Origin of the sequence: Aeromicrobium sp. PE09-221 (assembly GCF_002174305.1) — a bacterium.
GTDB lineage: Bacteria > Actinomycetota > Actinomycetes > Propionibacteriales > Nocardioidaceae > Aeromicrobium.
On the sequence record NZ_MIJB01000003.1, the window covers coordinates 219,906 to 240,874 of the forward strand.

At 67.0% G+C, this 20,969-nt stretch carries 19 protein-coding genes and 1 pseudogene; 9 read left to right on the forward strand and 11 right to left on the reverse strand.

From position 1 onward, the window contains the following. Positions 1-23 precede the first annotated feature (23 nt). Complete coding sequence (gyrB, locus tag BHE97_RS02280; protein ID WP_087622381.1) at positions 24-2,048, reverse strand: DNA topoisomerase (ATP-hydrolyzing) subunit B; 2,025 nt, start codon at positions 2,046-2,048, stop codon at positions 24-26. A gap of 229 nt (positions 2,049-2,277) precedes the next feature. On the opposite strand from gyrB, the gene BHE97_RS02285 reads away from it, so the two are divergent. After that, positions 2,278-3,105 (forward strand): phosphatase PAP2 family protein, encoded by an 828-nt coding sequence (locus tag BHE97_RS02285; RefSeq protein ID WP_170931208.1) that lies wholly within the window; start codon positions 2,278-2,280, stop codon positions 3,103-3,105. 21 nt (positions 3,106-3,126) lie between these two features. Here BHE97_RS02285 and BHE97_RS02290 read toward each other — a convergent pair whose 3' ends face one another. From BHE97_RS02290 to dnaA, 5 genes are all read right to left on the reverse strand, one after another. Further along, on the reverse strand, positions 3,127-3,678 hold the full coding sequence (locus BHE97_RS02290) for a DciA family protein (RefSeq protein ID WP_087622383.1): 552 nt from the start codon (positions 3,676-3,678) through the stop codon (positions 3,127-3,129). Next, a complete protein-coding gene (gene recF, locus BHE97_RS02295) occupies positions 3,675-4,799 on the reverse strand; it encodes a DNA replication/repair protein RecF (protein ID WP_087622384.1) in 1,125 nt (374 codons plus the stop codon). The genes BHE97_RS02290 and recF overlap by 4 nt, the downstream gene beginning before the upstream one ends. A 56-nt stretch (positions 4,800-4,855) precedes the next feature. Continuing rightward, positions 4,856-5,770, reverse strand: coding sequence for a phosphogluconate dehydrogenase (NAD(+)-dependent, decarboxylating) (gene gnd, locus BHE97_RS02300; RefSeq protein WP_087622385.1), 915 nt, complete (start codon positions 5,768-5,770; stop codon positions 4,856-4,858). A 26-nt stretch (positions 5,771-5,796) separates the two neighbouring features. After that, positions 5,797-6,939 (reverse strand): DNA polymerase III subunit beta, encoded by a 1,143-nt coding sequence (gene dnaN / locus BHE97_RS02305; protein ID WP_087622437.1) that lies wholly within the window; start codon positions 6,937-6,939, stop codon positions 5,797-5,799. A gap of 400 nt (positions 6,940-7,339) precedes the next feature. Continuing rightward, positions 7,340-8,821, reverse strand: coding sequence for a chromosomal replication initiator protein DnaA (dnaA, locus tag BHE97_RS02310; RefSeq protein ID WP_236757489.1), 1,482 nt, complete (start codon positions 8,819-8,821; stop codon positions 7,340-7,342). A gap of 382 nt (positions 8,822-9,203) precedes the next feature. On the opposite strand from dnaA, the gene rpmH reads away from it, so the two are divergent. From rpmH to BHE97_RS02350, 8 genes and pseudogenes are all read left to right on the forward strand, one after another. Next, on the forward strand, positions 9,204-9,341 hold the full coding sequence (rpmH, locus tag BHE97_RS02315; protein ID WP_087622387.1) for a 50S ribosomal protein L34: 138 nt from the start codon (positions 9,204-9,206) through the stop codon (positions 9,339-9,341). 5 nt (positions 9,342-9,346) lie between these two features. Further along, complete coding sequence (gene rnpA / locus BHE97_RS02320; protein ID WP_087622388.1) at positions 9,347-9,694, forward strand: ribonuclease P protein component; 348 nt, start codon at positions 9,347-9,349, stop codon at positions 9,692-9,694. After that, on the forward strand, positions 9,691-9,954 hold the full coding sequence (yidD, locus tag BHE97_RS02325) for a membrane protein insertion efficiency factor YidD (RefSeq protein ID WP_087622389.1): 264 nt from the start codon (positions 9,691-9,693) through the stop codon (positions 9,952-9,954). The genes rnpA and yidD overlap by 4 nt, the downstream gene beginning before the upstream one ends. Beyond that, positions 9,939-10,883: pseudogene (yidC, locus tag BHE97_RS02330) on the forward strand (membrane protein insertase YidC); the annotation flags it as partial. The gene yidD and the pseudogene yidC, both read left to right, overlap by 16 nt. 202 nt (positions 10,884-11,085) lie before the next feature. Beyond that, positions 11,086-11,565, forward strand: a complete 480-nt coding sequence (locus BHE97_RS02335) for a R3H domain-containing nucleic acid-binding protein (protein ID WP_087622391.1) — start codon at positions 11,086-11,088, stop codon at positions 11,563-11,565. Then, positions 11,558-12,178, forward strand: coding sequence for a 16S rRNA (guanine(527)-N(7))-methyltransferase RsmG (gene rsmG / locus BHE97_RS02340; RefSeq protein ID WP_087622392.1), 621 nt, complete (start codon positions 11,558-11,560; stop codon positions 12,176-12,178). Before BHE97_RS02335 ends, rsmG begins: the two co-directional genes overlap by 8 nt. A 130-nt stretch (positions 12,179-12,308) precedes the next feature. Further along, positions 12,309-13,235 (forward strand): AAA family ATPase, encoded by a 927-nt coding sequence (locus tag BHE97_RS02345; protein ID WP_272896890.1) that lies wholly within the window; start codon positions 12,309-12,311, stop codon positions 13,233-13,235. Further along, positions 13,235-14,119, forward strand: coding sequence for a ParB/RepB/Spo0J family partition protein (locus BHE97_RS02350; RefSeq protein WP_087622394.1), 885 nt, complete (start codon positions 13,235-13,237; stop codon positions 14,117-14,119). Before BHE97_RS02345 ends, BHE97_RS02350 begins: the two co-directional genes overlap by 1 nt. Positions 14,120-14,176: 57 nt before the next feature. On the opposite strand, the gene trxA is transcribed toward BHE97_RS02350, so the two are convergent. From trxA to BHE97_RS02375, 5 genes are all read right to left on the reverse strand, one after another. Beyond that, positions 14,177-14,503 (reverse strand): thioredoxin, encoded by a 327-nt coding sequence (trxA, locus tag BHE97_RS02355; protein ID WP_087622395.1) that lies wholly within the window; start codon positions 14,501-14,503, stop codon positions 14,177-14,179. Between the two features lie 17 nt (positions 14,504-14,520). Further along, the gene (trxB, locus tag BHE97_RS02360) at positions 14,521-15,492 is read right to left on the reverse strand and encodes a thioredoxin-disulfide reductase (protein ID WP_087622396.1); all 972 of its coding nucleotides are present in this window, start codon (positions 15,490-15,492) and stop codon (positions 14,521-14,523) included. A gap of 69 nt (positions 15,493-15,561) precedes the next feature. Then, positions 15,562-17,142: a protein kinase family protein gene (locus BHE97_RS02365; protein ID WP_170931209.1), complete on the reverse strand. Its 1,581-nt coding sequence runs from the start codon at positions 17,140-17,142 to the stop codon at positions 15,562-15,564. 75 nt (positions 17,143-17,217) lie between these two features. Then, the gene (gene murJ, locus BHE97_RS02370; RefSeq protein ID WP_087622398.1) at positions 17,218-18,849 is read right to left on the reverse strand and encodes a murein biosynthesis integral membrane protein MurJ; all 1,632 of its coding nucleotides are present in this window, start codon (positions 18,847-18,849) and stop codon (positions 17,218-17,220) included. After that, complete coding sequence (locus BHE97_RS02375) at positions 18,842-20,905, reverse strand: DUF6049 family protein (RefSeq protein WP_087622399.1); 2,064 nt, start codon at positions 20,903-20,905, stop codon at positions 18,842-18,844. The genes murJ and BHE97_RS02375 overlap by 8 nt, the downstream gene beginning before the upstream one ends. Between the last annotated feature and the right edge of the window lie 64 nt (positions 20,906-20,969).

Consider the following 20,969-nt stretch of genomic DNA (forward strand, 5'->3'; position numbering starts at 1 on the left):
GGCAGGCGACGGAGCCGGGACGGTCAGATGTCGAGGAAGCGGACGTCTTTGGCGTTGCGCTGGATGAACGAGCGGCGCTGGTCGACGTCCTCACCCATCAACACGGTGAAGATCTCATCGGCCACGGCCGCATCCGCGAGCGTGACCTGCCGCAGCAGTCGCCGCTCCGGGTCCATGGTGGTCTCCCACAGCTCGGAGTCGTTCATCTCACCGAGACCCTTGTACCGCTGCACCGGCGCCTCCTTGGGCAGCCGGTGACCGGCCTCGTCGCCCGCCGCGAGCAGCGCGTCGCGCTCGCGATCGGAGTAGGCCAGCTCGTGGGGGGCATTGGTCCACTTGATCTTGTACAGCGGGGGCTGCGCGAGGTACACGTGCCCGGCATCGATGAGCGGCTTCATGAAGCGGAACAACAGAGTCAGCAGCAGCGTGGTGATGTGCTGACCGTCGACATCGGCATCGGCCATCAGGACGATCTTGTTGTATCGCAGCTTGGCGATGTCGAAGTCCTCGTGCACGCCGGTGCCGAGGGCGCTGATGATTGCCTGCACCTCGGCGTTCTGGAGGATCTTGTCGATGCGCGCCTTCTCGACATTCAGGATCTTGCCGCGCAGAGGCAGGATCGCCTGAGTCCGCGGATCGCGTCCGCCCTTGGCCGAGCCCCCGGCGGAGTTGCCCTCCACGACGAAGACCTCGCACTCCTCGGGATTGCGGCTCGAGCAGTCGGCGAGCTTGCCGGGCAGCCCGCCGCTACCGAGGAATCCCTTGCGGTTGCGGGCGAGATCACGCGCCTTACGGGCCGCGAGGCGGGCCGAGGCGGCGTCCATCGACTTACGCACGATGGTCTTGCCCTCGCTCGGATGGGCCTCCAGCCAGGCGCCGAGCTCGTCGTTGAGCATCTGCTGCACGAAGGTCTTGGCCTCGGTATTGCCCAGCTTGGTCTTGGTCTGCCCCTCGAACTGCGGCTCGGTGAGCTTGACCGAGATGATCGCGGTCAGCCCCTCGCGGATGTCATCGCCCGTGAGCCGGTCCTCCTTCTTCTTGATGAGGTTGTTGTTCTCGGCGAAGCGGTTGACCGTGGTGGTGATGGCAGCGCGGAAGCCCTCCTCGTGGGTTCCGCCCTCGTGGGTGTTGATGGTGTTGGCGAAGGTGTGGACCGACTCGCTGAAGCTCGCATTCCACTGCATCGCGAGTTCGAGCGAGAGACCGCTGGCCTCGTCCTCACGCTCGATGCTGATGACATCGGGATGGATGGGCTGGCGGTTGCCCGTGTTGATGTGCCTGACGTAGTCCACCAGGCCGCCGTCGTAGTGGAAGGTCACCTCGCGCTCGATCTCGTCGACCGTGCCCTCGGTGGCCTCGGGGTTGGAGTCGCCGGGGAGCTCGCGCTCATCGCGCAGGGTGATGGTCAGGCCCTTGTTCAGGAAGGCCATCTCCCGGAAACGCGTCTTGAGCGTCTCGAAATCGTAGGTCGTGGTCTCGAATATCTCATCGGAAGCGTAGAAGGTGGTGCTCGTGCCGGTCTCTTCGGTGGCCTCGTGACGCTCCAGGGGAGCATCGGGCTCGCCATAGGTGAAGGACTGCGTCCAGCGATAGCCATCGTTCTTCACGTCGACATACAGGCGGGTGCTCAGCGCGTTGACGACCGAGACACCGACGCCATGCAGACCTCCGGAGACCTTGTAACCGCCGCCGCCGAACTTGCCGCCCGCGTGCAGCGAGGTGAGCACGAGCGTGACCGCAGGGATCTGCTCGGTGGGATGGACGCCCACCGGGATGCCGCGGCCGTCGTCCACGACCCGCACACCGCCGTCAGCCTGCAGGACCACCAGGATCCGGCTGGCGTAGCCGGCGAGGGCTTCGTCGACGGAGTTGTCGACCACCTCGTAGACCAGATGGTGCAGGCCACGCTCACCGGTGGAGCCGATGTACATGCCGGGCCGCTTGCGCACGGCTTCCAGGCCTTCCAGGACCTGGATGTTGCTGGCGTCATAGGACTGCGGCTGACCATCCGCGGGGAGGTCGCTGTTGCTCTCAGGCGCTGGAGTCACTCATTAAGTATACGGGCAACCTCGTGGCGCTCAGCGCATGCGCGGCGCAAAAGTGGATGTCATGTCTACGCCACAGTGTGGTTGTGCGCGACGAGAAGGGCCCTAGAACGCACTGCCGCCCCCTCCTCCAACCACCACCATGGCGGAGGGGGTATTCATCGTTCCAGCGTGGCGGTTGACACCGCGGTCGCTACGACAGGGGATTCACCGCATGGGGCACAGTGGAGTCATGACCGCTCCGCTCGTCGCCGACCCGACCCGATCGGCTGCCGCGCGAGGCCGCGTCACCGGACCGGCGGTGGCCGTGGCGATCGCCGGCACCCTCGCCCTGGCCGGCCTGGTCATGGCCGCCCTGAGCTCCTCGACCGGTCAGCTCGTCGACGATGCAGCGATGAACGCGGTCACGGCCAGCAACACCGCCGAGATCACGCTGCTCAGCGTGCTCGGCCGGGTATCCGTCGGCGCCATCCTCGCGGTCGCCGGCTTCTGCGTCGTCATCGCACTGCTGCGACGGCGTTTCGCACATGCCGTCGGGGCCCTCGCGATCATCGGGGGAGCCAATATCTCGACCCAGGTGCTGAAGGCGGTGCTGGACCGGCCGGACCTCGGCGTCGGCCTGCACCTGGCCAACAGTCTCCCGAGCGGCCACACGACGGTGGTGGCCAGCGCGGTCGCCGGACTGGTGCTGGTGCTGCCCGCCGCGATCCGCCCGGTGATGGCGGGCGTCGGCACCGCGGCGATCGGACTCACGGGCCTGAGCACCATCGTCGCCGGGTGGCACCGTCCCGCCGATGTGGTCGGCGCGTTGCTCATGGTGGTGATCTGGACGAGTCTCGTCGCCGCCGTCCTGGGCGGCCACCGCGGGCGGACCTGGGCGTCGGCCCTCACTGGGCTGCTCGGCGCCGCCGCCTCGGTGGTGTTCCTCGGTGCCGTGGGCGTCCGACCTGCCTCGTCGTGGACCGATGTCATGCTCGCGACCAGCGTGCTGGGAGCGGTGGCGGCGTTGACTGCGGCCGCCGTCACACTCTTCGTCGCGGTCACCCCGGCTCACGACTGACCGCGTTGTACCGGGAAGTGATCAGCCGTAGGTGTCGCGGGGGCCCCGGCCCCCGCGGACCGAGCGTCGGCCGCGGGTCCACGACGGCGCCTGCGGACCACGGATATCGAGCCGGATCACCGAACCGTCGCCGAGCAGCTCGTTGAGCTTCGCCACCAGGCGAGGTGCGAGGAGGGTCAGCTCCCGCGCCCACGCGGTCGACGTCGCCTGGATGCGCACGATGCCGTCCTCGAAGCCGACCACTTCGCTGTGCTGCGCCACCTCCGGGCCCACGACTGAGGCCCAGTCCGTGAACACGCGCGTCGCGGCCAGTTGATCGGCCCACCCCTGCTGGTGCACCAGCTCTCCGACGAAATCACCGAGGGGTGTCGCATCCTCGCGCTGGGGACGGGTGGCTCGGCGCCGAACACGTCCGCGCCGACGCTGGGGAGCGGCCGGAGCACCGCTCGCGCGATAGGAGTCGGCGATCTCACGCGCCATCTTGACCACGTCGTCGGCCGAGTGCCACGGCACCTCGTCCTCCGGCTGTGTCTCCTCAGGCCACTCCTCATCGCCTGGCTTCGTCTCGCTCATGCCGGCGTCACCTTGCCCGCCTGGACCGCGAAGCGCTCGTCGCCCAGCCCCGCGGGGACGTCGGCCTCGACCGCCGCGGTCACGAGCACCTGCTCCGCACCGCTCACGAGGGTGGCGAGGTGGTCGCGTCGGCGCTGATCGAGCTCGGCGAAGACATCATCGAGGATGAGGATCGGATCATCGCCCTCGTCGCGCAGTAGGTCATAGGAGGCGAGCCGCAGGGCGAGCGCGAGGGACCACGACTCGCCATGACTCGCATATCCCTTGGCCGGGAGGTCTCCGATGCCGAGCACTACCTCGTCGCGATGCGGGCCGACGAGGCTCACGCCGCGCTCCAACTCGTCGCGACGGCGACGGTCCATCTCCTCGAGCAGCGCATCGGCGAGCGCCTGCGGGGCTCTTTCGCCGCGATCGATCGCTGCCGCGGCCGGCCGATAGACGGCGCTCACTTCGCGCCGATCGGGAGACGCGGCCGCGGCGACGGATTGATAGGCCACCGTCGCATAGGGAGTGAGCTCGTCCAACAGAGCGAGGCGCGCAGCAGTGAGCTCACCCCCGTTGCGAGCCAGCGACTCATTCCACACATCCAAAGTCGACAAATCGACTTGTCGCTTTCTCGCTGTTTTCAAGAGTGTGTTGCGCTGCTTCAGCGTCCGATCGTAATCGGCCTTGACGCCCGCGAGCCGCGGAGCACGCATCACCAGCAGACCATCCAGGAAGTGCCGGCGATCAGACGGATCACCCTTCACCAACGCGAGATCCTCGGGGGAGAAGATCACGCTGCGCACCATGCCGACCAGGTCGCGCACCCGCGGCACCGCATTGCGATTGACTCGCGCACGGTTCGACCTCCCCGGCGTGATCTCCACCTCGACCAAGGCCGGACGATCATCCTTGACCACCTCGGCGCGCACGATCGCCTGGTCGGCCCCCGCACGCACGAGGGGAGCGTCTGCGGACACCCGATGCGAGGTCAGGCGCGAGATGTAATCGACGGCCTCTACCAGATTGGTCTTGCCCTGGCCGTTGGCTCCGACGAACGCCGTCGCCCCCGGGCGCAGGTCGATATCGACGCTCTCATACGAGCGGAAATCGACGAGCGAGAGGCGACGGACATGCACGCGTCCACCGTAACCGGTGCGGTGGCCTCATGGCCGCCCCACCGGAGGGCTGCGCCTCAGTGGGCGGCTGGGGGGACGTCGGGGGATTCCTCGGTGGCACGCACCGCATGGCCGCCGAACTGCTGACGCATCGCCGCGACGGCCTGCATGGCCGGGGACTCGTCCTGACGAGACGTGAAGCGCGCGAACAGCGCGGCCGCGATGGTGTGCACCGGTACCGCATGGTCGATGGCCGCCTCGACCGTCCAGCGACCCTCACCGGAATCCTCGGCGTAACCACGGATCTGGGAGAGACCCGGGTCATCCTGGAGCGCCTTGACCAGCAGATCCAACAGCCAGGACCGCACGACCGTGCCGACCCGCCAGGAGTCGAAGACCTCAGTGACATTGTCGACGATGTCGGACTTCTCGAGCAGCTCGAAGCCCTCGGCATAGGCCTGCATCATCGCGTACTCGATGCCATTGTGGACCATCTTGGAGAAGTGCCCGGCGCCCACACGTCCGGCGTGGACGAAGCCCTCCTCAGGACCGGGCCGCAGCGCATCGAAGGCCGGCCGGACCTTCGCGATGTCCTCCTCAGAGCCGCCGGCCATCAGCGCGTAGCCGTTCTCCAGACCCCAGACTCCGCCGCTGACCCCGCAGTCGACATAGCCGATACCTCGCTTGGAGAGCTGGTCGGCGTGGAGTTCATCGTCGGTCCAGCGCGAATTGCCACCATCGACGACGACATCCCCCTCGCCGAGCAGCTCTGCGAGAGCCTCGACCGTCGCATGCGTGGCATCACCGTGCGGCACCATGATCCACACGACTTTCGGCGCATCGTCGGGCAACTGCTGCACGAGGTCGGCGAGCGAGGCGACATCGCTGAGCTCCTGGTCGCGGTCGTAGCCGACGACCGTGAGCCCGGCATTGCGCATGCGGGTGCGCATATTGCCACCCATCTTGCCCAGACCGACGAGTCCGATGTGCATCGAGGTCACTTCCTTGGAGATCGGGTTCAATTTTGCAGACGAACCGGCATGATCAGGTAGCGGAACGCTCCGTCGGGGTCGTTGCCGACCTCGGAGACGCCCGACATCGCCGCCGGCTTGGTGTGTTGCGTGAACGCCAGGTGGACGACCGGCTCGGACATGACACCGAGGCCCTCCAGCAGATAGGTCGGGTTGAAGCCGATCGAGATGTCCGGACCGTCGAGGGTGGCCTCGATGGTCTCGGAGGCCTGGGCCTCGTCGCCGCTGCCGGCCTCCAGGAGCACCTGCCCCTCGGAGAAGCTCAGGCGAACCGGGGTATTGCGCTCGGCGACGAGGGCGACACGCTTGACGGCTTCGATGAAGGTCGACGTGCCCACATAGGCGACGGTCTCCGCCTGGGCGGCGAAGAGCTGGCGCACCCGGGGGAAGTCTCCCTCCAGCAGCCGGGTGGTGGTACGCCGGATGCCGTTGCCCACCGTGCCCTCGAAGCCGATCATGCCGTCTCCGGCGTCGCCGCCGGAGATCGCGATCGTGACCTCGCCGCTGGTAGCCAGTGCACGGGCGGTCTCGCCGAGCACGCGGGCAGGGACGAGGGCGCGAGCCGACACGTCAGCCGCCTCGGGATACCAGGGCAGATCGCGGAGGCTCGCACGGAAGCGGTCGGTCGCCATCAGGGAGATCGTCTCCCCCTCGAGCTCGAGCCTGACACCGGTGAGCAGCGGCAGCATCTCGTCGCGACCGGCGGCCGCGCTCGCTTGCGCGACGGCCGTGGCGAAGGCATCGGCCTTGACGGTGCCCGAGACGGTGGGCATCTCGGGCAGCTGCGGATATTCGTCGACCGGCATGGTCTGCAGGCTGAATCTCGCGGAGCCGCAGGTGACCTGCATCTTGGAGCCGTCGACGACGACATCGACCGGCTGGTGGGGCAGTGCCTTGACGATCTCCGCGAGCAGGCGCCCCGAGACGAGGACCTGGCCGTCGTCGTGGACCTCGGCGGGCAGCGTGGCCCGCGTCGAGGTCTCGTAGTCGAAGCCCGCGAGGGTCAGCTGACCGTCCGCGGTCTGAAGCAGAAGTCCGGCCAGCACGGGCACGCTCGGCCGGTTGGGCAGACTGCGAGCCGTCCATGCGACGGCATCGGCGAGGGTGTCGCGGTCGATGCGGAACTTCACGAGAGCTGGGCCTTTCGGGTCGCACGGGAGATGCATCGAATCCTGCCACGAGCGGACGACAGCGAACCAGTGCGGGAGGTTTGCCGACCGTCTGTCCACACGTCAGGGCGATGGTGACTTCGCCGGGTTCTTGTCATGTAGATCTCTGTCGTCGTAGTAGTAGGCGCTGTGGATCCTGTGGAGAACCGCTGTTTGCGCAGGTCATGGCGATGGATGGACAGTGGATGATGTGTGGAGTGCCTCGTGGAGTGGTCCCGTCGGGGTGTGGACGGCCGGCTGATGTCCACGGTCCGTACACAGGAGAGCCCCGGGGGCTCCACTGTCCGTCCACAGTTACCCACAGTGTTTTCCCCAGGTGTGAAAAGAGGTTGACGCGCGCGGTGGCCGAGTTGTAGCGACATCACGCTTGACGCGCCTGCTGCTTGATGCGGGCGGTGAGCTCGGTCACCTGGTTGTAGACGGCATGCTTCTCCGCCATGAGCTTGCGGATCTTGCGTTCGGCGTGCATCACGGTGGTGTGATCGCGACCGCCGAACTCCTGCCCGATCTTCGGCAGCGACATGTCGGTGAGCTCGCGGCAGAGGTACATGGCGATCTGCCGTGCCAGCACGAGGCTGCGGGAGCGATTGGTGCCGCAGATCTCGTCGATCGTGAACTCGGTGTAGGTAGCGGTCTGGGCCATGATGACGCCGACCGTGATCTCGGGCTCTTCGCCCTCGGCCACGAGATCCTTCAACACGATCTGCGCGAGCTGGAGATCGACTGTCGTACCGTTGAGGTTCGCGAAGGCGGTGGCGCGGATGAGCGCTCCCTCGAGCTCGCGGATATTGGTCTGGACCTTGCTGGCGATGAACTCCAGCACATCGGCGGGCGCGGTCAGCTTCTCATTCGATGCCTTCTTGCGGAGGATCGCGATGCGGGTCTCGAGATCGGGGGGCAGCATCTCGGTCTGGAGTCCCCAGGTGAACCGGTTGCGCAGGCGCTCCTCGAGGGTCTTGAGCTCCTGCGGCGGACGGTCGGAGGTCATGACGATCTGCTTGTTCTCGTTGTGGAGCGCGTTGAAGGTGTGGAAGAACTCCTCCTGCGTCGACTCCTTGCGTTCGAGGAACTGGATGTCGTCGACGAGGAGCACGTCGATCTCGCGGTACTTTCGGCGCAGGGCGGGCGTCCGGTTCTCGCCGATCGCGTTGATGACGTCGTTGACGAACTCCTCGGAGCTGACGTAGCGGACGCGCGAGGATGGATACAGGTTGAGCACGTAGTGCCCGATCGCGTGCAGCAGGTGGGTCTTGCCCAGTCCGGAGTCGCCGTGGATGACGAGCGGGTTGTAGGCCTTGCCGGGTGCCTCGGCTGCGGCGACGGCCGCGGCGTGCGCGAAGCGGTTGGACGATCCGATGACGAAGTTCTCGAATTGGTACCGCGGGTTGAGCCGAGCCTCGGCGATGCTGCTGCGGTGCTGCTCGGAGCTGACGGGGCCCATGGCAGCCGGACGACTCACCCAGCTGGGGGTGAGCACATCGCTCTCGGCGGGCTCGTCCGTGTCGTCGAGATCGTCGTCGTCCTCGTCGATGACCGTAGATGTCTCTTTATCGACATATGCCTTTGTCTCTATGTCGTCGAGGACGCTCGGATCGATCGTGACGACGAGGCGTGTGTCCCGGCCGAGCCGTGTGGTGAGCGCCTGCTCGACGGCCGGCCGTACGCGCGATTCGAGCTGGGCACGGGTCAGATCGTCCTGCACCGCGACGATGAGCAGGCCGTCGTGGTGCGAGAGTGGCTTGGCCCCGTAGACCCAGACCTTGGCGCCGGGTGAGAGCGTGGCGACGGCCTCGGCCCACACATCGTCGAGGTCCTGGCTCTGGCCGTGATCCACATCGCTCACCGACGTCGCGCTCCTCGTAGCTGGTCTCGTCCTGCCTGTGATGACGGGCGATCGGCCCGCCTTGTCCACACACTTGTCCACAGACTGTGAATGGAGGACGCCCCCGAGAGCACATTCCTGTGGAAAAGCCTTCTGGGACTCTAACGGCGAGTGCCTCACTCCCACAACCCGGGTTGAAGAAAACTGTGGACACATCGGCGTGTCGACTGGAAGTCGGAGGCGATGGCGCAGTAGAAGGGGCCGGTTTGACCCGATTCTGGTGCGCCCCGTACCGTAGAGAGGGTCGACACGTGCGACTTCCGCCGCATGCCCACGAGGTAGACTTCGCGGGCGAGCGGTGGCCGTCGATCGCGGCCCACTACAGACGTCAAAGGAAAGACTCGTGAGTAAGCGCACCTTCCAGCCCAATAACCGCCGTCGCGCCAAGAAGCACGGTTTCCGTCTCCGCATGCGTACGCGTGCCGGCCGCGCGATCCTGTCTTCGCGCCGTCGCAAGGGCCGCGCCAACCTGTCTGCCTGATCCGCGTGCTCGCGCGCGCCCATCGCATGCGCGACGGTGACACGTTTCGCCACGTGATCCGTCGTGGGCGCAAGGGCGCGACCCCCGCGCTCGTCGTCCATGCGATAGATCCAACGGAACCGACGGATTCGTCCGTCGGTTTCGTCGTCAGCAAGGCGGTGGGGGGCGCGGTGCAACGCAATCAGGTCAAACGTCGCCTTCGTCACCTCATGCGAGATCGTGTGGAACAGTTCGCGACGCCCCGGTGGGTGGTCGTAAGGGCGCTTCCGGCCTCGGCGTGGGCCACGTCCGCTGAGCTCGGCGCGTATCTGGATGAAGCCCTGGCACGAGCGAACCGCCGGGTGGATCGATGAGACGGCTCCTCGTCGCCCTGTTGCGGGCGTACCGCGCGGTGATCAGCCCGATGTACGGGCAGACCTGCCGTTTCTATCCGAGCTGCTCAGCCTACGCCCTCGAGGCGGTTGAGCGGCACGGTGCGATGCGCGGCTCGTGGCTCGCCCTGCGGCGGCTGGTGCGGTGCCACCCGTGGACGCCGGGAGGCGTCGATCTCGTACCCCCATCGACGGCGCGTTCCGCTACGTCGTCTCAAGGAGAAGCATGTTCGACTTCCTAGGCTCGATCTTCAACGCGGTGATGACTCCGCTGTACTACGCGGTGTCCGGCATCGTGTTGGCATGGCATGAGCTCTTCTCGCTCTTCCTCGATTCGGCGAGCGGCTGGTCGTGGGCGTTGTCGATCGTCGGTCTCACCGTGACGATCCGGGCGATGTTGATCCCCCTCTTCGTCCGCCAGATCAAGTCGAGTCGCAATATGCAGCTGTTGCAACCCCAGCTCAAGGAGCTCCGGGAGAAGTACGGACACGATCGCGAGCGCTTCGCCCAGGAGCAGATGAAGCTCTTCAAAGACAGCGGCACCAATCCGTTCTCGTCGTGTATGCCGCTGCTGCTGCAGATGCCGATCTTCCTGTCGCTGTTCCGGGTGATCAACGAGGCCTCGCGCAAGGGGGCCGACGGCGCGCTGGGATTCTTGAGCGCGGAACAGGCACAGGAACTCCAGAATGCGGAGTGGCTCGGCGGCCGCATCGCCGACACCTTCTTGACCAGCGATCACCTCGAGACCAAGATCATCGCGCTCGTCATGGTCGTGATGATGAGCGCCACGCAGTTCTTCACCCAGCGCCAGCTGATGGCCAAGAACATGCCCCCCGAGGCGCTGAACGGCCCCTTCGCTCAGCAGCAGAAGATGCTGCTGTACATCCTGCCGATCGTCTTCGCCGTCTCGGGGGTCTACTTCCCGCTGGGCGTGCTGGTTTACTGGACGACGTCGAATCTGTGGACGATGGGCCAGCAGTTCTACGTGATCCGCAACAACCCGGCCCCCGGCACTGAGGCGTTCAAGGCGAAGCAGGAGCGCGATCGTCGCAAGGGCAAGGAGCCGCAGATCGACCCCGCGGCCGCCGCCGCCGAGGAACGCAAGAAGATTGCCCGCGAGGCTGCGGCGCGTCGCCAGCAGCCGAAGAAGCAGTCGCGCAATCAGCGTAAGGGCGCTGGGCAGCAGGCGAAGAGCACACCGCCGAAGGGGAGCGAAGCCGACGGGTCCGGCTCGTCCTCCAAAGCATCGGAGTCCGCCGGCGAGGCCTCCGACGGCGCGATCACGCCGAAGAAGCAGAGCAAGCCGAAGAACTCCCCCTCCAAGGGATCCACCCAGGGCAAGAAGAAGCCCTCGAAGTGATGGAGAAGCCGACATGAGTGATGCGGATCTGGAACGCGAGGGCGATATCGCCGCGGACTTCCTCGAAGAGCTGCTTGATATTGCCGACCTCGACGGCGATATCGATATCGCGGTCGAAGGGGACCGAGCTGCGGTGGAGATCATCGGTGGCTCGGTGGGTCATCTCGTGGGCCGCGACGGTGAGGTGCTGGACGCATTGCAGGAGCTAACGCGGTTGGCTGTCTATCGAGAGACAGGCGAGCGCAGCAGGCTGATGCTCGATGTCAGTGGCCACCGTGCGCAACGACGTGCTGAGCTGGTCGCGATCGCGGAGGCGGCGATCGCGGAGGTTCGTACGGGCGTGGAGTCGGTGGCCCTCGATCCGATGACCCCCTTCGAGCGCAAGGTCGTCCACGATGCGGTGGCCGAGGCCGGGCTCAGCAGCTCCTCTGATGGCTCGGGTTCCAGCCGCCACGTGGTGATCTCCGCTGCGTTGGTCGCTGCCGATGACTGACCCTGTTTCACGTGAAACGGCCCTCGACCGGTACTTCGGTGATCGGCGCCCGCTGATCGAGTCGTACGCGGCGTTCCTCGAGACCGCCGGTGTCGAGCGGGGGATGATCGGTCCGCGCGAGGCCCCACGGCTCTGGGAACGGCACATTCTGAACTGCGTGGTGGTCACACCCCGTCTTCCACGAGATGCACGTATCGCAGACGTCGGATCCGGGGCGGGCCTTCCGGGTCTGGTCTGGGCGATAGCCAGGCCGGACGTCGAGATGACGTTGATCGAGCCACTGCTGAGACGGACACGGTTCCTCGACGAGGCGGTCGAGAGACTGGGCCTGTCGAATGTGTCGATCGATCGCCGTCGTGCGGAGGACGTCGATGAGGAGTTCGAGATCGTGACCGCGCGAGCAGTTGCCGCGCTCGACAAACTCGGCCGCTGGTGCCTTCCGCTGGTCGCGCGCGGTGGGGCGTTGTTGGCGATGAAGGGAAGCAGTGCCGAACAGGAGCTCGCGGCCGCGCGTGCCGACCTCGAGTGGCTCGGAGCGCGCACTATGGTGGTGGAGACCTACGGTGACGATGTGCTCGAGGTCCCGACGACCGTAGTGGAGGTGACCCGATGACCCAGGAGAGTCCCCTTGGCTGGCCGGAGGCCACCACCGGGCCACTCGAGAGGCTGGCCCTCGAGGATTCGGCTGTGCGTGCCGATCCGGTGGGCTGGATGGTTCCACGTGAAACATCGAAGGAATGAGCATGGAGCAGACTCCGACCGCGGCCGACTTCGCGCGACCTGATTTCGAGGAGGACGCCTCGACTCCCTTGGCGACCCAGGCTCGAGACCATGTCGACCTGGTGGAACGGTTGTCGACCGTCGGCGACTTCGGGCCGCCGGCCAGCTCGCGGGTCTTCGTGGTGGCGAATCAGAAGGGGGGCGTCGGCAAGACGACGACCTCGGTGAATATCGCGGCCGCGATGGCGTTGAGGGGGCTATCGGTGCTGCTGATCGATCTCGATCCGCAGGGCAACGCCTCCACCGCTACGAATATCGAGCACGGCAGCGGTACACCCGGCACCTATGAGGTCCTCCTTGACGGCATGTCCATCGATGACGCGGTCCAGAAGGCGCCTGATATCCCCAACCTCTCGGTGGTTCCGGCGACCATCGATCTCGCCGGAGCCGAGATCGAGCTGGTGTCGCTCGTCAGCCGCGAGCAGCGTCTGCGTCAGGCCATCGACGACTACGTGGACAGTCATGACGTCGACTACGTGTTCATCGACTGCCCGCCCTCCCTCGGGCTGCTGACCGTCAACGCCATGGCGGCAGCGCGGGAGGTGTTGATCCCTATCCAGTGCGAGTACTACGCCCTCGAGGGTCTCAGCCAGCTACTGCGCAATATCGAGCTCGTGCAGCGCCACCTGAATCCCGACTTGGACGTCACGACCGTCCTGTTGACCATGCATGATGCCCGCACCAACCTTTCCGCCAGCGTCGCGGCAGAGGTGCGTCAGCACTTCGGCGAGCGCGTGCTGCAGACCGCGATCCCTCGGTCGGTGAAGATCAGCGAGGCGCCGGGTTACCAGCAGACGATCTTGACCTATGACCCGACGTCGACGGGAGCGCTGTCGTATCTGGAGGCGGCCCGCGAGATGACGACCCACTATCCGCAGAAGGAGCAGTGATGGCGACGCGACCTGGACTGGGACGGGGACTCGAGGCGCTCATCCCCACGTCTCGTGCGGCAGCGCAGCGGGAGGGACTCGCGGAGGTCGAGGGTGCACGCTTCGCCGAGATCCCAGTGTCGTCGATCCGCCCGAACCCGAAGCAGCCGCGGACGGTCTTCGATGAGGACGACATGACCGAGCTCGTCCACTCGATCCGCGAGGTGGGCCTGCTGCAGCCGATCGTCGTGCGCGAGTTGGAGGATGATCGCTATGAGCTCATCATGGGGGAGCGCCGTTGGCGAGCCCACCAGAAGGCCGAACTCGACACGATCGCCGCGATCGTCCGGCAGACGACGGATGAAGACCTGTTACGCGACGCGCTATTGGAGAATCTCCACCGCTCGCAGTTGAATCCCTTGGAGGAGGCTGCCGCATACCAGCAGCTGCTGGAGGATTTCGGCTGCACGCACGACGAACTGTCCGATCGGATCGGGCGCTCTCGGCCGCAGATCACCAACACCATCCGACTCTTGAAGCTCTCACCGGACGTGCAGCGCCGGGTGGCCGCTGGAGTGTTGTCGGCCGGGCACGCTCGAGCGTTGTTGTCGGTGGCCAGCCCGGAGATGCAGGACCGGCTGGCTCAACGCGTGGTCGCGGAGGGGATCTCGGTGCGCGCCCTCGAGGAGATCGTGCGCTTCGGCGAGGAGGAGTCCACGCCCGCGGCGCGCAAGCTGAACACCCGTCCGACCTCGCCCAAGGTGGCGGAGCTGTCCCATCGGCTGTCCGAGCACTTCGATACGCGGGTCAAGGTGCAGCTCGGAAAATCGAAGGGCAAGATCAGCATCGACTTCGCCACCATCGACGACCTGGAGCGCATCGTCGGCCTCATCGATCCTCGATAAGTCGACAAATAGATAAAGCCCCTTGTAGATACATCTACAAGGGGCTTTATCTGGCTATCAGGAGATGTAGTCGCTGATCTCCGAGAGGATCGCGGACTTCGGACGGGCGCCGACGATCGATCGGACCACCTCGCCGTTCTGGTAGAGGTTGATGGTTGGCAGGCCGGTGACCCGATACTGTGCGGGCGTGACGGGGTTCGCGTCCGCGTCCATCTTGACGACGGTCAACGAGTCGGCGTGCTCCTTCGCGATCTCCTCGAGGATCGGCGACACCTGGCGGCACGGGCCGCACCAGGACGCCCAGAAGTCGACGAGCACCGGCCCGTCGGCCTTGAGGACCTTCTCCTCGAAATCGGCATCGGTGACTGCGGCGATGTCTGTCATGGGTGCTCCTTCGGTTGTCATTCAGTGAGGGCGGCGGCGGGAGCGGGCTCGCCCGCCTCCGCGAAATCTGCGAGATAGCGCTCGGCATCGAGCGCGGCCGAGCATCCGGTGCCGGCGGCGGTGATGGCTTGGCGATAGGTGTGGTCGACCAGATCGCCGGCGGCGAAGACACCCGGCAGGTTGGTGGCGGTGGACCCGGGCTGCGTCAGCACATAACCCTCGTCATCGAGGTCGACCTGGCCGGTGAGCAGCTCGGAGCGCGGATCATGGCCGATCGCGATGAACAGGCCGCTCACCGCAAGGGCGCGCGTCTCTCCCGTGACGGTGTCGCGCAGCGTGATCGACTCGAGATTGCCGTCACCGTGGATGGCGGCGACCTCGCTGTTCCAGGCGAACTCGATCTTGGGATTGTTCAGGGCACGCTCCGCCATGATCTTGCTGGCGCGCAGCTCATCGCGGCGGTGGACAAGGGTCACCTTGTCGGCGAACCGCGTGAGAAAGGTCGCCTCCTCGACCGCGGAATCACCGCCGCCGACCACCGCGATCTCCTTGCCACGGAAGAAGAAGCCGTCGCAGGTGGCGCACCAGCTGACCCCGTGGCCCGACAGCGTGTCTTCACCATCGATACCCAGCTTGCGATAACCCGAACCCATCGCGAGGATCACGGCATGGGCGGAGAAGGTGCGACCGTCGGCGAGGGAGACCGTCTTGACCGGCCCGGTGAGGTCGACCGACGTGACATCGTCGGTGATCATCTCGGCACCGAAGCGCTCCGCCTGCGCGCGGAACTTGTCCATCAGCTCCGGTCCCATGATCCCCTCGGGGAAACCCGGGAAGTTCTCGACATCGGTCGTGTTCATGAGCGCGCCGCCCGCGGTCACGGAGCCCTCGAAAACCAGCGGATGCAGATTCGCGCGAGCGGCATAGACGGCAGCGGTGTAGCCCGAGGGGCCCGAACCGATGATGATCACATTACGGACGTCGGTCATGTGTGGACTCTTCTGTCGAGGACGGAACTATCAGGGAGAACGGTTGAGAGGGCGCAGACATTCCCGATCTCAGCGACCGCGCACCGCGACCGCCCGGATCTCGCCGCGGTACTCGTCGTTGCCGACCTGCGGGAGAGAGCGCAGCCACACGACGACGTACCGGCTGTAGGTGTCCGAGGGCAGGGCGATCGCGGCATCCTCACCGGCCCCGTCGAGCACCGCGACCTCGCGCAGCTCCGACAGGTCCGAGGGGGGATCCTGCTGGGTCGACGGCGTCGTCAGGATGGAGATATCCGTCGGGCTGCCGGCGAGACGCAGCTGCACCTGCTCGACCTGGGAGGGACGCCCGAGGTCGACCACGAGGCCCACACCGTCCTTCAGGCGTCCGAGCGCCGGATCGCCATAGTAGGTCGAGGTGTACCAGCCCGTCTCGGCGTCATCGTCGAGGGCGTTGTCGACCAGCTGCGGGTTCTCGGCCCGGTCCGCCCCTTGCGGGTCGAAATCGAGGGCGCGCTCGATCGGCAACACGGTCGTCGGAGAGGTGGCCGTGGGCGTGGACTCCAGCGGCGGGCCGCCCTCGCGGGTGGCCTGCTGCACCAGGAGCGCGAGCACCGCGACGATCGTGACCGTGCCCAGCACGCCGAGGAGCACCAGTCCGCGGTCGCCGCGCGCCGCGGCACGAAGGCGGGCGCGGCGACGTTCGGCACGTGTCGGAGGGGCCGGCTCGAAGGCCTTGGGGCGTCGGCGCGGGGGCGCCAGGCCCGGAGGGGGACCCGACGGCTCGATCACCGGATCCAGTCGCAGCAGATCCGGGGAGGACTGACGCGCCTCACCCGTGAAGGCCAGGGGCGGCTCCTCGTCCTCGCCGACGAGATTCAGGACATGGGCGATATCGGCGGCGGTGGTGAGCGGGGTCTCGTGGTGGCGGGGCGGCTGCCCCAGGATGCGATCGCAGACGGTATCGATGTCCCGGGCCACACCGGCGCGCACCCGGCGGGGACGCAACAGTCGGCCGTGCTCGGTGGGCGCCGCACGGAGCCCATCGGTGTGGCCACCGGGCCAGCGGCTCACCAGGCAGGCGTACAGGAGCTTGCCGATCGCCTCGACATCGGCGCGCTCGTAACTCGCCTTGTCCGCCTCGGAGACCTGATGGTCCGCCGGTGCCAGCGCGGTCGCCACGCCGAGGCCGACGATACGCACCGCCCCGGACTCCTTCAGGAGGATCTGGTGCGGCGTCAGCCGACGGTGGTAAACGCCGTGTGCGTGTGCGTGGGCGATGGCATCGGCGACCTCGGCGATGATGGTCACAGCCCGCCGGTTCGGAAGTGGCGCCTCCTGCAGCACCTGGCTGAGCGGGACCGCGCGGGCCCATTCGCGGACGATCCCGTGGTAGCCGTCGTCGTCTTCGATCAGGTCCAGCACTCGAAGGAAGTGATGATCGGTGACCCGCGTGGACTCGCGGGCGGCCTGGAGGAAGTTGGCGGCCCGAGGATCGCTCGCCGGCAACAACTCGATCCGCACATTGCGATTGAGGACCTGATCGTGCGCGCGCCAGTTCGAGCAACCGAGCCGCTCGCTGACGAGGTCGTGGAGCTCGTAGCGGTCGGCGATCACGACCCCAGGTGTCAGGGCGCGTCGTTCGCTCGTCACCGCATCCTCCTTCTGATCTCCCCTCATCGTAGGCGCTCCACTCGCACGTCCGGTCAGGCCACGCCCGAGAGACACCTAGCGGCGTCCTCGCGAGCCCATGAGGCTCGTGAGGACATAGCGCAGCTCGTTCATCCCGAGCACCTCCGCCATGAACAGATAGGTCACGGCGCCGACGCCGCCGACCACGATGAGCTGCGTGAGCGCCGTCAGGGCACCGCCCGCCGTCGGCTCGAACAGCACCCAGAGGAGACTGGTCGCCACCATGACACCGCACATCATGAGGGTGAGCAGCGCCATCTTGAGCAGGAACCACATCATCTCGTGGTCGACGAGGGCCCCCTGGACCCGACGTGAGAGGAGGGCGAAGGCGATCGCCAGGCCGATGACATAGGACAGGCTCCAGCACACCGCGAGCACGGTGGCGACCCAGATCGGTTCGACCATTCGTGTGGCCACGACCGCGGTGCCGAGGTTGACCGACATGATCACCAGCTGGATCCAGAAGGGCGTACGGGTGTCCTCCATGGCGTAGAAGCCGCGGAGGACGACGTAGTGGATCGTGAAGGCCACCATCCCGAGGGCGAATGCGGAGATCGTCATGCCGATCGCCGGGTTCTCGCCGGGCAGGAGCCGGGCCAGCTGGGGCCCGAGCACGCCGACGGCGACCGCGATGGGGACCACGAGGCTCATGACGAGTCGCAGGGTGCGACCGATCTCGATGCCGACGCGATTCACCCGCCCTGCCGCCGCATAGGCTGAGAGCGTCGGGATGATCGCCGTGGCCACCGAGACGGTGATGATGCCGTGGGGCACCTGAGCGAGCAGAAAGCCGAAGTCGTACACGGTCGTGCCGGCCGCCGGCACATCGCGAGCCCGACCCTCGCTCGTCGCGCGCACACCGAGCCGGGCGATCACGAAGAAGGCGATCTGATTGACGATGATGAAGCCGAGCGTCCAGGCACCGAGCCGCAGCGTGTGCCCGAGCCCGACGCCGCGGAAGTCGAAGCGCGGCCGGTAACGGAAGCCGACACGTCCCAGGAAAGGCACCAACACGGCGGCTTGGATGATGATGCCGAGGGTCGAGCCGATGCCGAGCAGCAGGGACTCGGCCGTGGAGAATCCTCCGGTTCCGTCGCGATCGGCGCCGAAGACGACGGCGTAGATGCCGAGCACCACGAGGGCCGTCAGGTTGTTGACGATGGGGGCCCACATCATCGGTCCGAAGCGTTCCCGCGCGTTGAGGATCTGGCCGACGAGCACGAAGGCCCCGTAGAAGAACACCTGCGGCAGGCACAGGATCATCAGCAGATAGGCCGACTGGCGCTGGGCCGTGAACTCCGGGGTGAACAGATCGGCGTAGATGATCCTCATGATCAGCGGCACGGCGAGCATCAGCAGGATCGTGGCACCGAGCAACACCAGCATGCCGAGCGTGATGATGCGATGGGCGTAGGCGTCCCCGCCGTCGGGGTCATTGCGCATCGCCCGTACCAGCTGCGGCACCAGCACGACATTGAAGACCCCGCCGGCTACGAGGATGTAGAGCGAGTTGGGTATCGAGTTGGCGGTATTGAACAGGTCGGCGTTGAGAGCCGTGCCGATCACCGCGATCAGCAGGACCGAGCGGAGCAGTCCCGTCGCCCGGGAGACGACCGTGCCGAGTGCCATCCAGGCGCTCGCGCGCGCCAATCGGGGAGTGTCAGCCATGGTCCTCGCTCTCCGAGAGCCTCCGGAACCCGCGTCGGCGGAAGCGGCGACTCATCGCGAAGACGACGCCGGCGACCGCGACACCCATCGCGACCCAGACGATCGTGCCGACCTGGCTCGAACGCACGTTGAAGGAGGTCTCGGAGCCGATGGCACGGTCGCCGGCCATCGCCTGCGCGGTGATCGTCGTCGAGGTCTGCCGTCCGAGATCGATCTCGGCGTTGACCGTGCGACGTTCGCCGGGGGCGACGTCGATCGGGTCGAGGCGGCTCGAGCTGAGCGCGGGATTGCCGGGTGTCAACAGGATCGACACCGATATCGGCAGCCGGGTCGGGTTGTTGACCGTCAGCGGGAAGCTCCCCTGGCTACTCGACAGGGTCACGGTCTGCGGACCGAGGACTTCGATGCCCGCGAGGCTGCCGCTGCGTTCGATCGCCTGCTGTTCGGCCGAGCGGACCGCCCGCTCGGGCGCGGACCGCCAGCGTACCGAGACCGCGGAGGCCAGATTGCGTTCCGCCTGAGAGCCCCCGGCCTCGCCGGTGCTCACGGCCGCGACCGCGTCCTCGGCCTCGGCCAGGTTCGCGGCCGCAGCGAGCACGGAGGAAGGAAGCGGTTCGGAGACCGGATGGGCGGGGACCTCACCGTCATAAGGATCGACTCCGCCGGTGACGAGGCGATCCAGGGTCGTGCCCTCGACCAGATCGTCTCCCCGGAGCGCCGCGGCCAGCGCGCCGGTGTCCGCCCGGGGCTCGGGGACCCACCCCGGGTCGACGAAGGTGACGGCATCGGCGGCGGACTCGGGATCGGCCGCGCGGGAGAGAGCCGCGAGAGCAGCACGGGTCAGCACCCGCTGGCGCAGCGAGACGGTCGTCTCGACCTCCTCACCGCTTCCCAGCGTGTCGTCGACGGCCAGCAGGGCCGGACCGTGCTCGGCATCGACCGTGACCAGTGATCCATCGCGCTGATCCCACTGTGGGAGGGCCGCGGCCCGCACGATGGTCGGGGCATCGCCTTCGGCGCGGTGATGTTCGAGCATCCCGCCGGTCACCCCCGTCTCCATCGCCCACCGAGCCGAACGGCCCGTGATGCCGTGTTCGTCCAGCACCGACTGGGTGGTGGCGGCGACCCGGGGGGAGAAAGCGGCGGCGAGATCCGGACGCTCGGACAGAGCGGCCCAGTCGGGCCGGTCGTAGTCGATATTCCAGACCGAGGAGCGACGTGCGAGGGCCACGAGGTCGTCGTGGAAGGACTGTGCTTCCTCGCGCGCCTCCTCGGTCACATCGTCGAAGGGGCTCTCCCCGTCGGCCATCTGCTGGCTGGCATCCAGGACCGCGGGATCGATGATCAGGCTCTGCGCCTCGACCGGCAGCGCGGCAGCGAGATCCAGCTGGCGCCGAAGCCTGCCGTTCTCACCGATGGCGGTCCTCATCGCCTGCACGTCATCGGCTTCGTCGTCGCGCCGAGGGTCCAGGACGAAGGACCAGACGAGCCCTCCGCCGATCGGCGACGAGGGGTCGTCGATCCAGGGGAGGAACGTGGTCGCCCGCGCCACGGAGTCCTGGGGGCGGACGCCGTCGGGATCAGTGGCGAGCAGCTGCACGCCGACGGGATACACCCCGGGCGCCCCCGTGGGGCCGATCTCGTGGAGGGGGACGGAGAGGTCGTATTGTGCGGTGTCTCCGGGGGAGATGTCGCCGACCTCGTCGAAGAGGCCGATGGTCGTGACCCGCTCGCCGGTATAGGTGGTCGAGCTCCGCGCCGCCGTCTCGACCTGTTCGCGGGTGGTGAAGGGCGATCGCGCCATCACCAGATAGGCCTGGACCGAGGTCCAATCGCCGTCGGAGGTGTTCTCGATCCGCCCGGAGACCTCGATCGTCGCATCGGCGGTCAGCTGCGAGGGGGTGAGCGCGTCGATGGTGACCGTGAGTCCACCACCCGCCTCCTCGTCCTCCGCTGCGTGGCTCGGTGCTGGGAGCAGCACGGTGAGCCCCACGACGAGCCACCCGACGATGGCGGCCACGAGGGCACGCCGTCGGCCGGCAGGTCGGAAGCTCACCGTCCCATCCTAGAGTGGTGGTGGGGAGGGCACGTCCGCCCGTGGGCTGGGAGAGTCGCGTAGC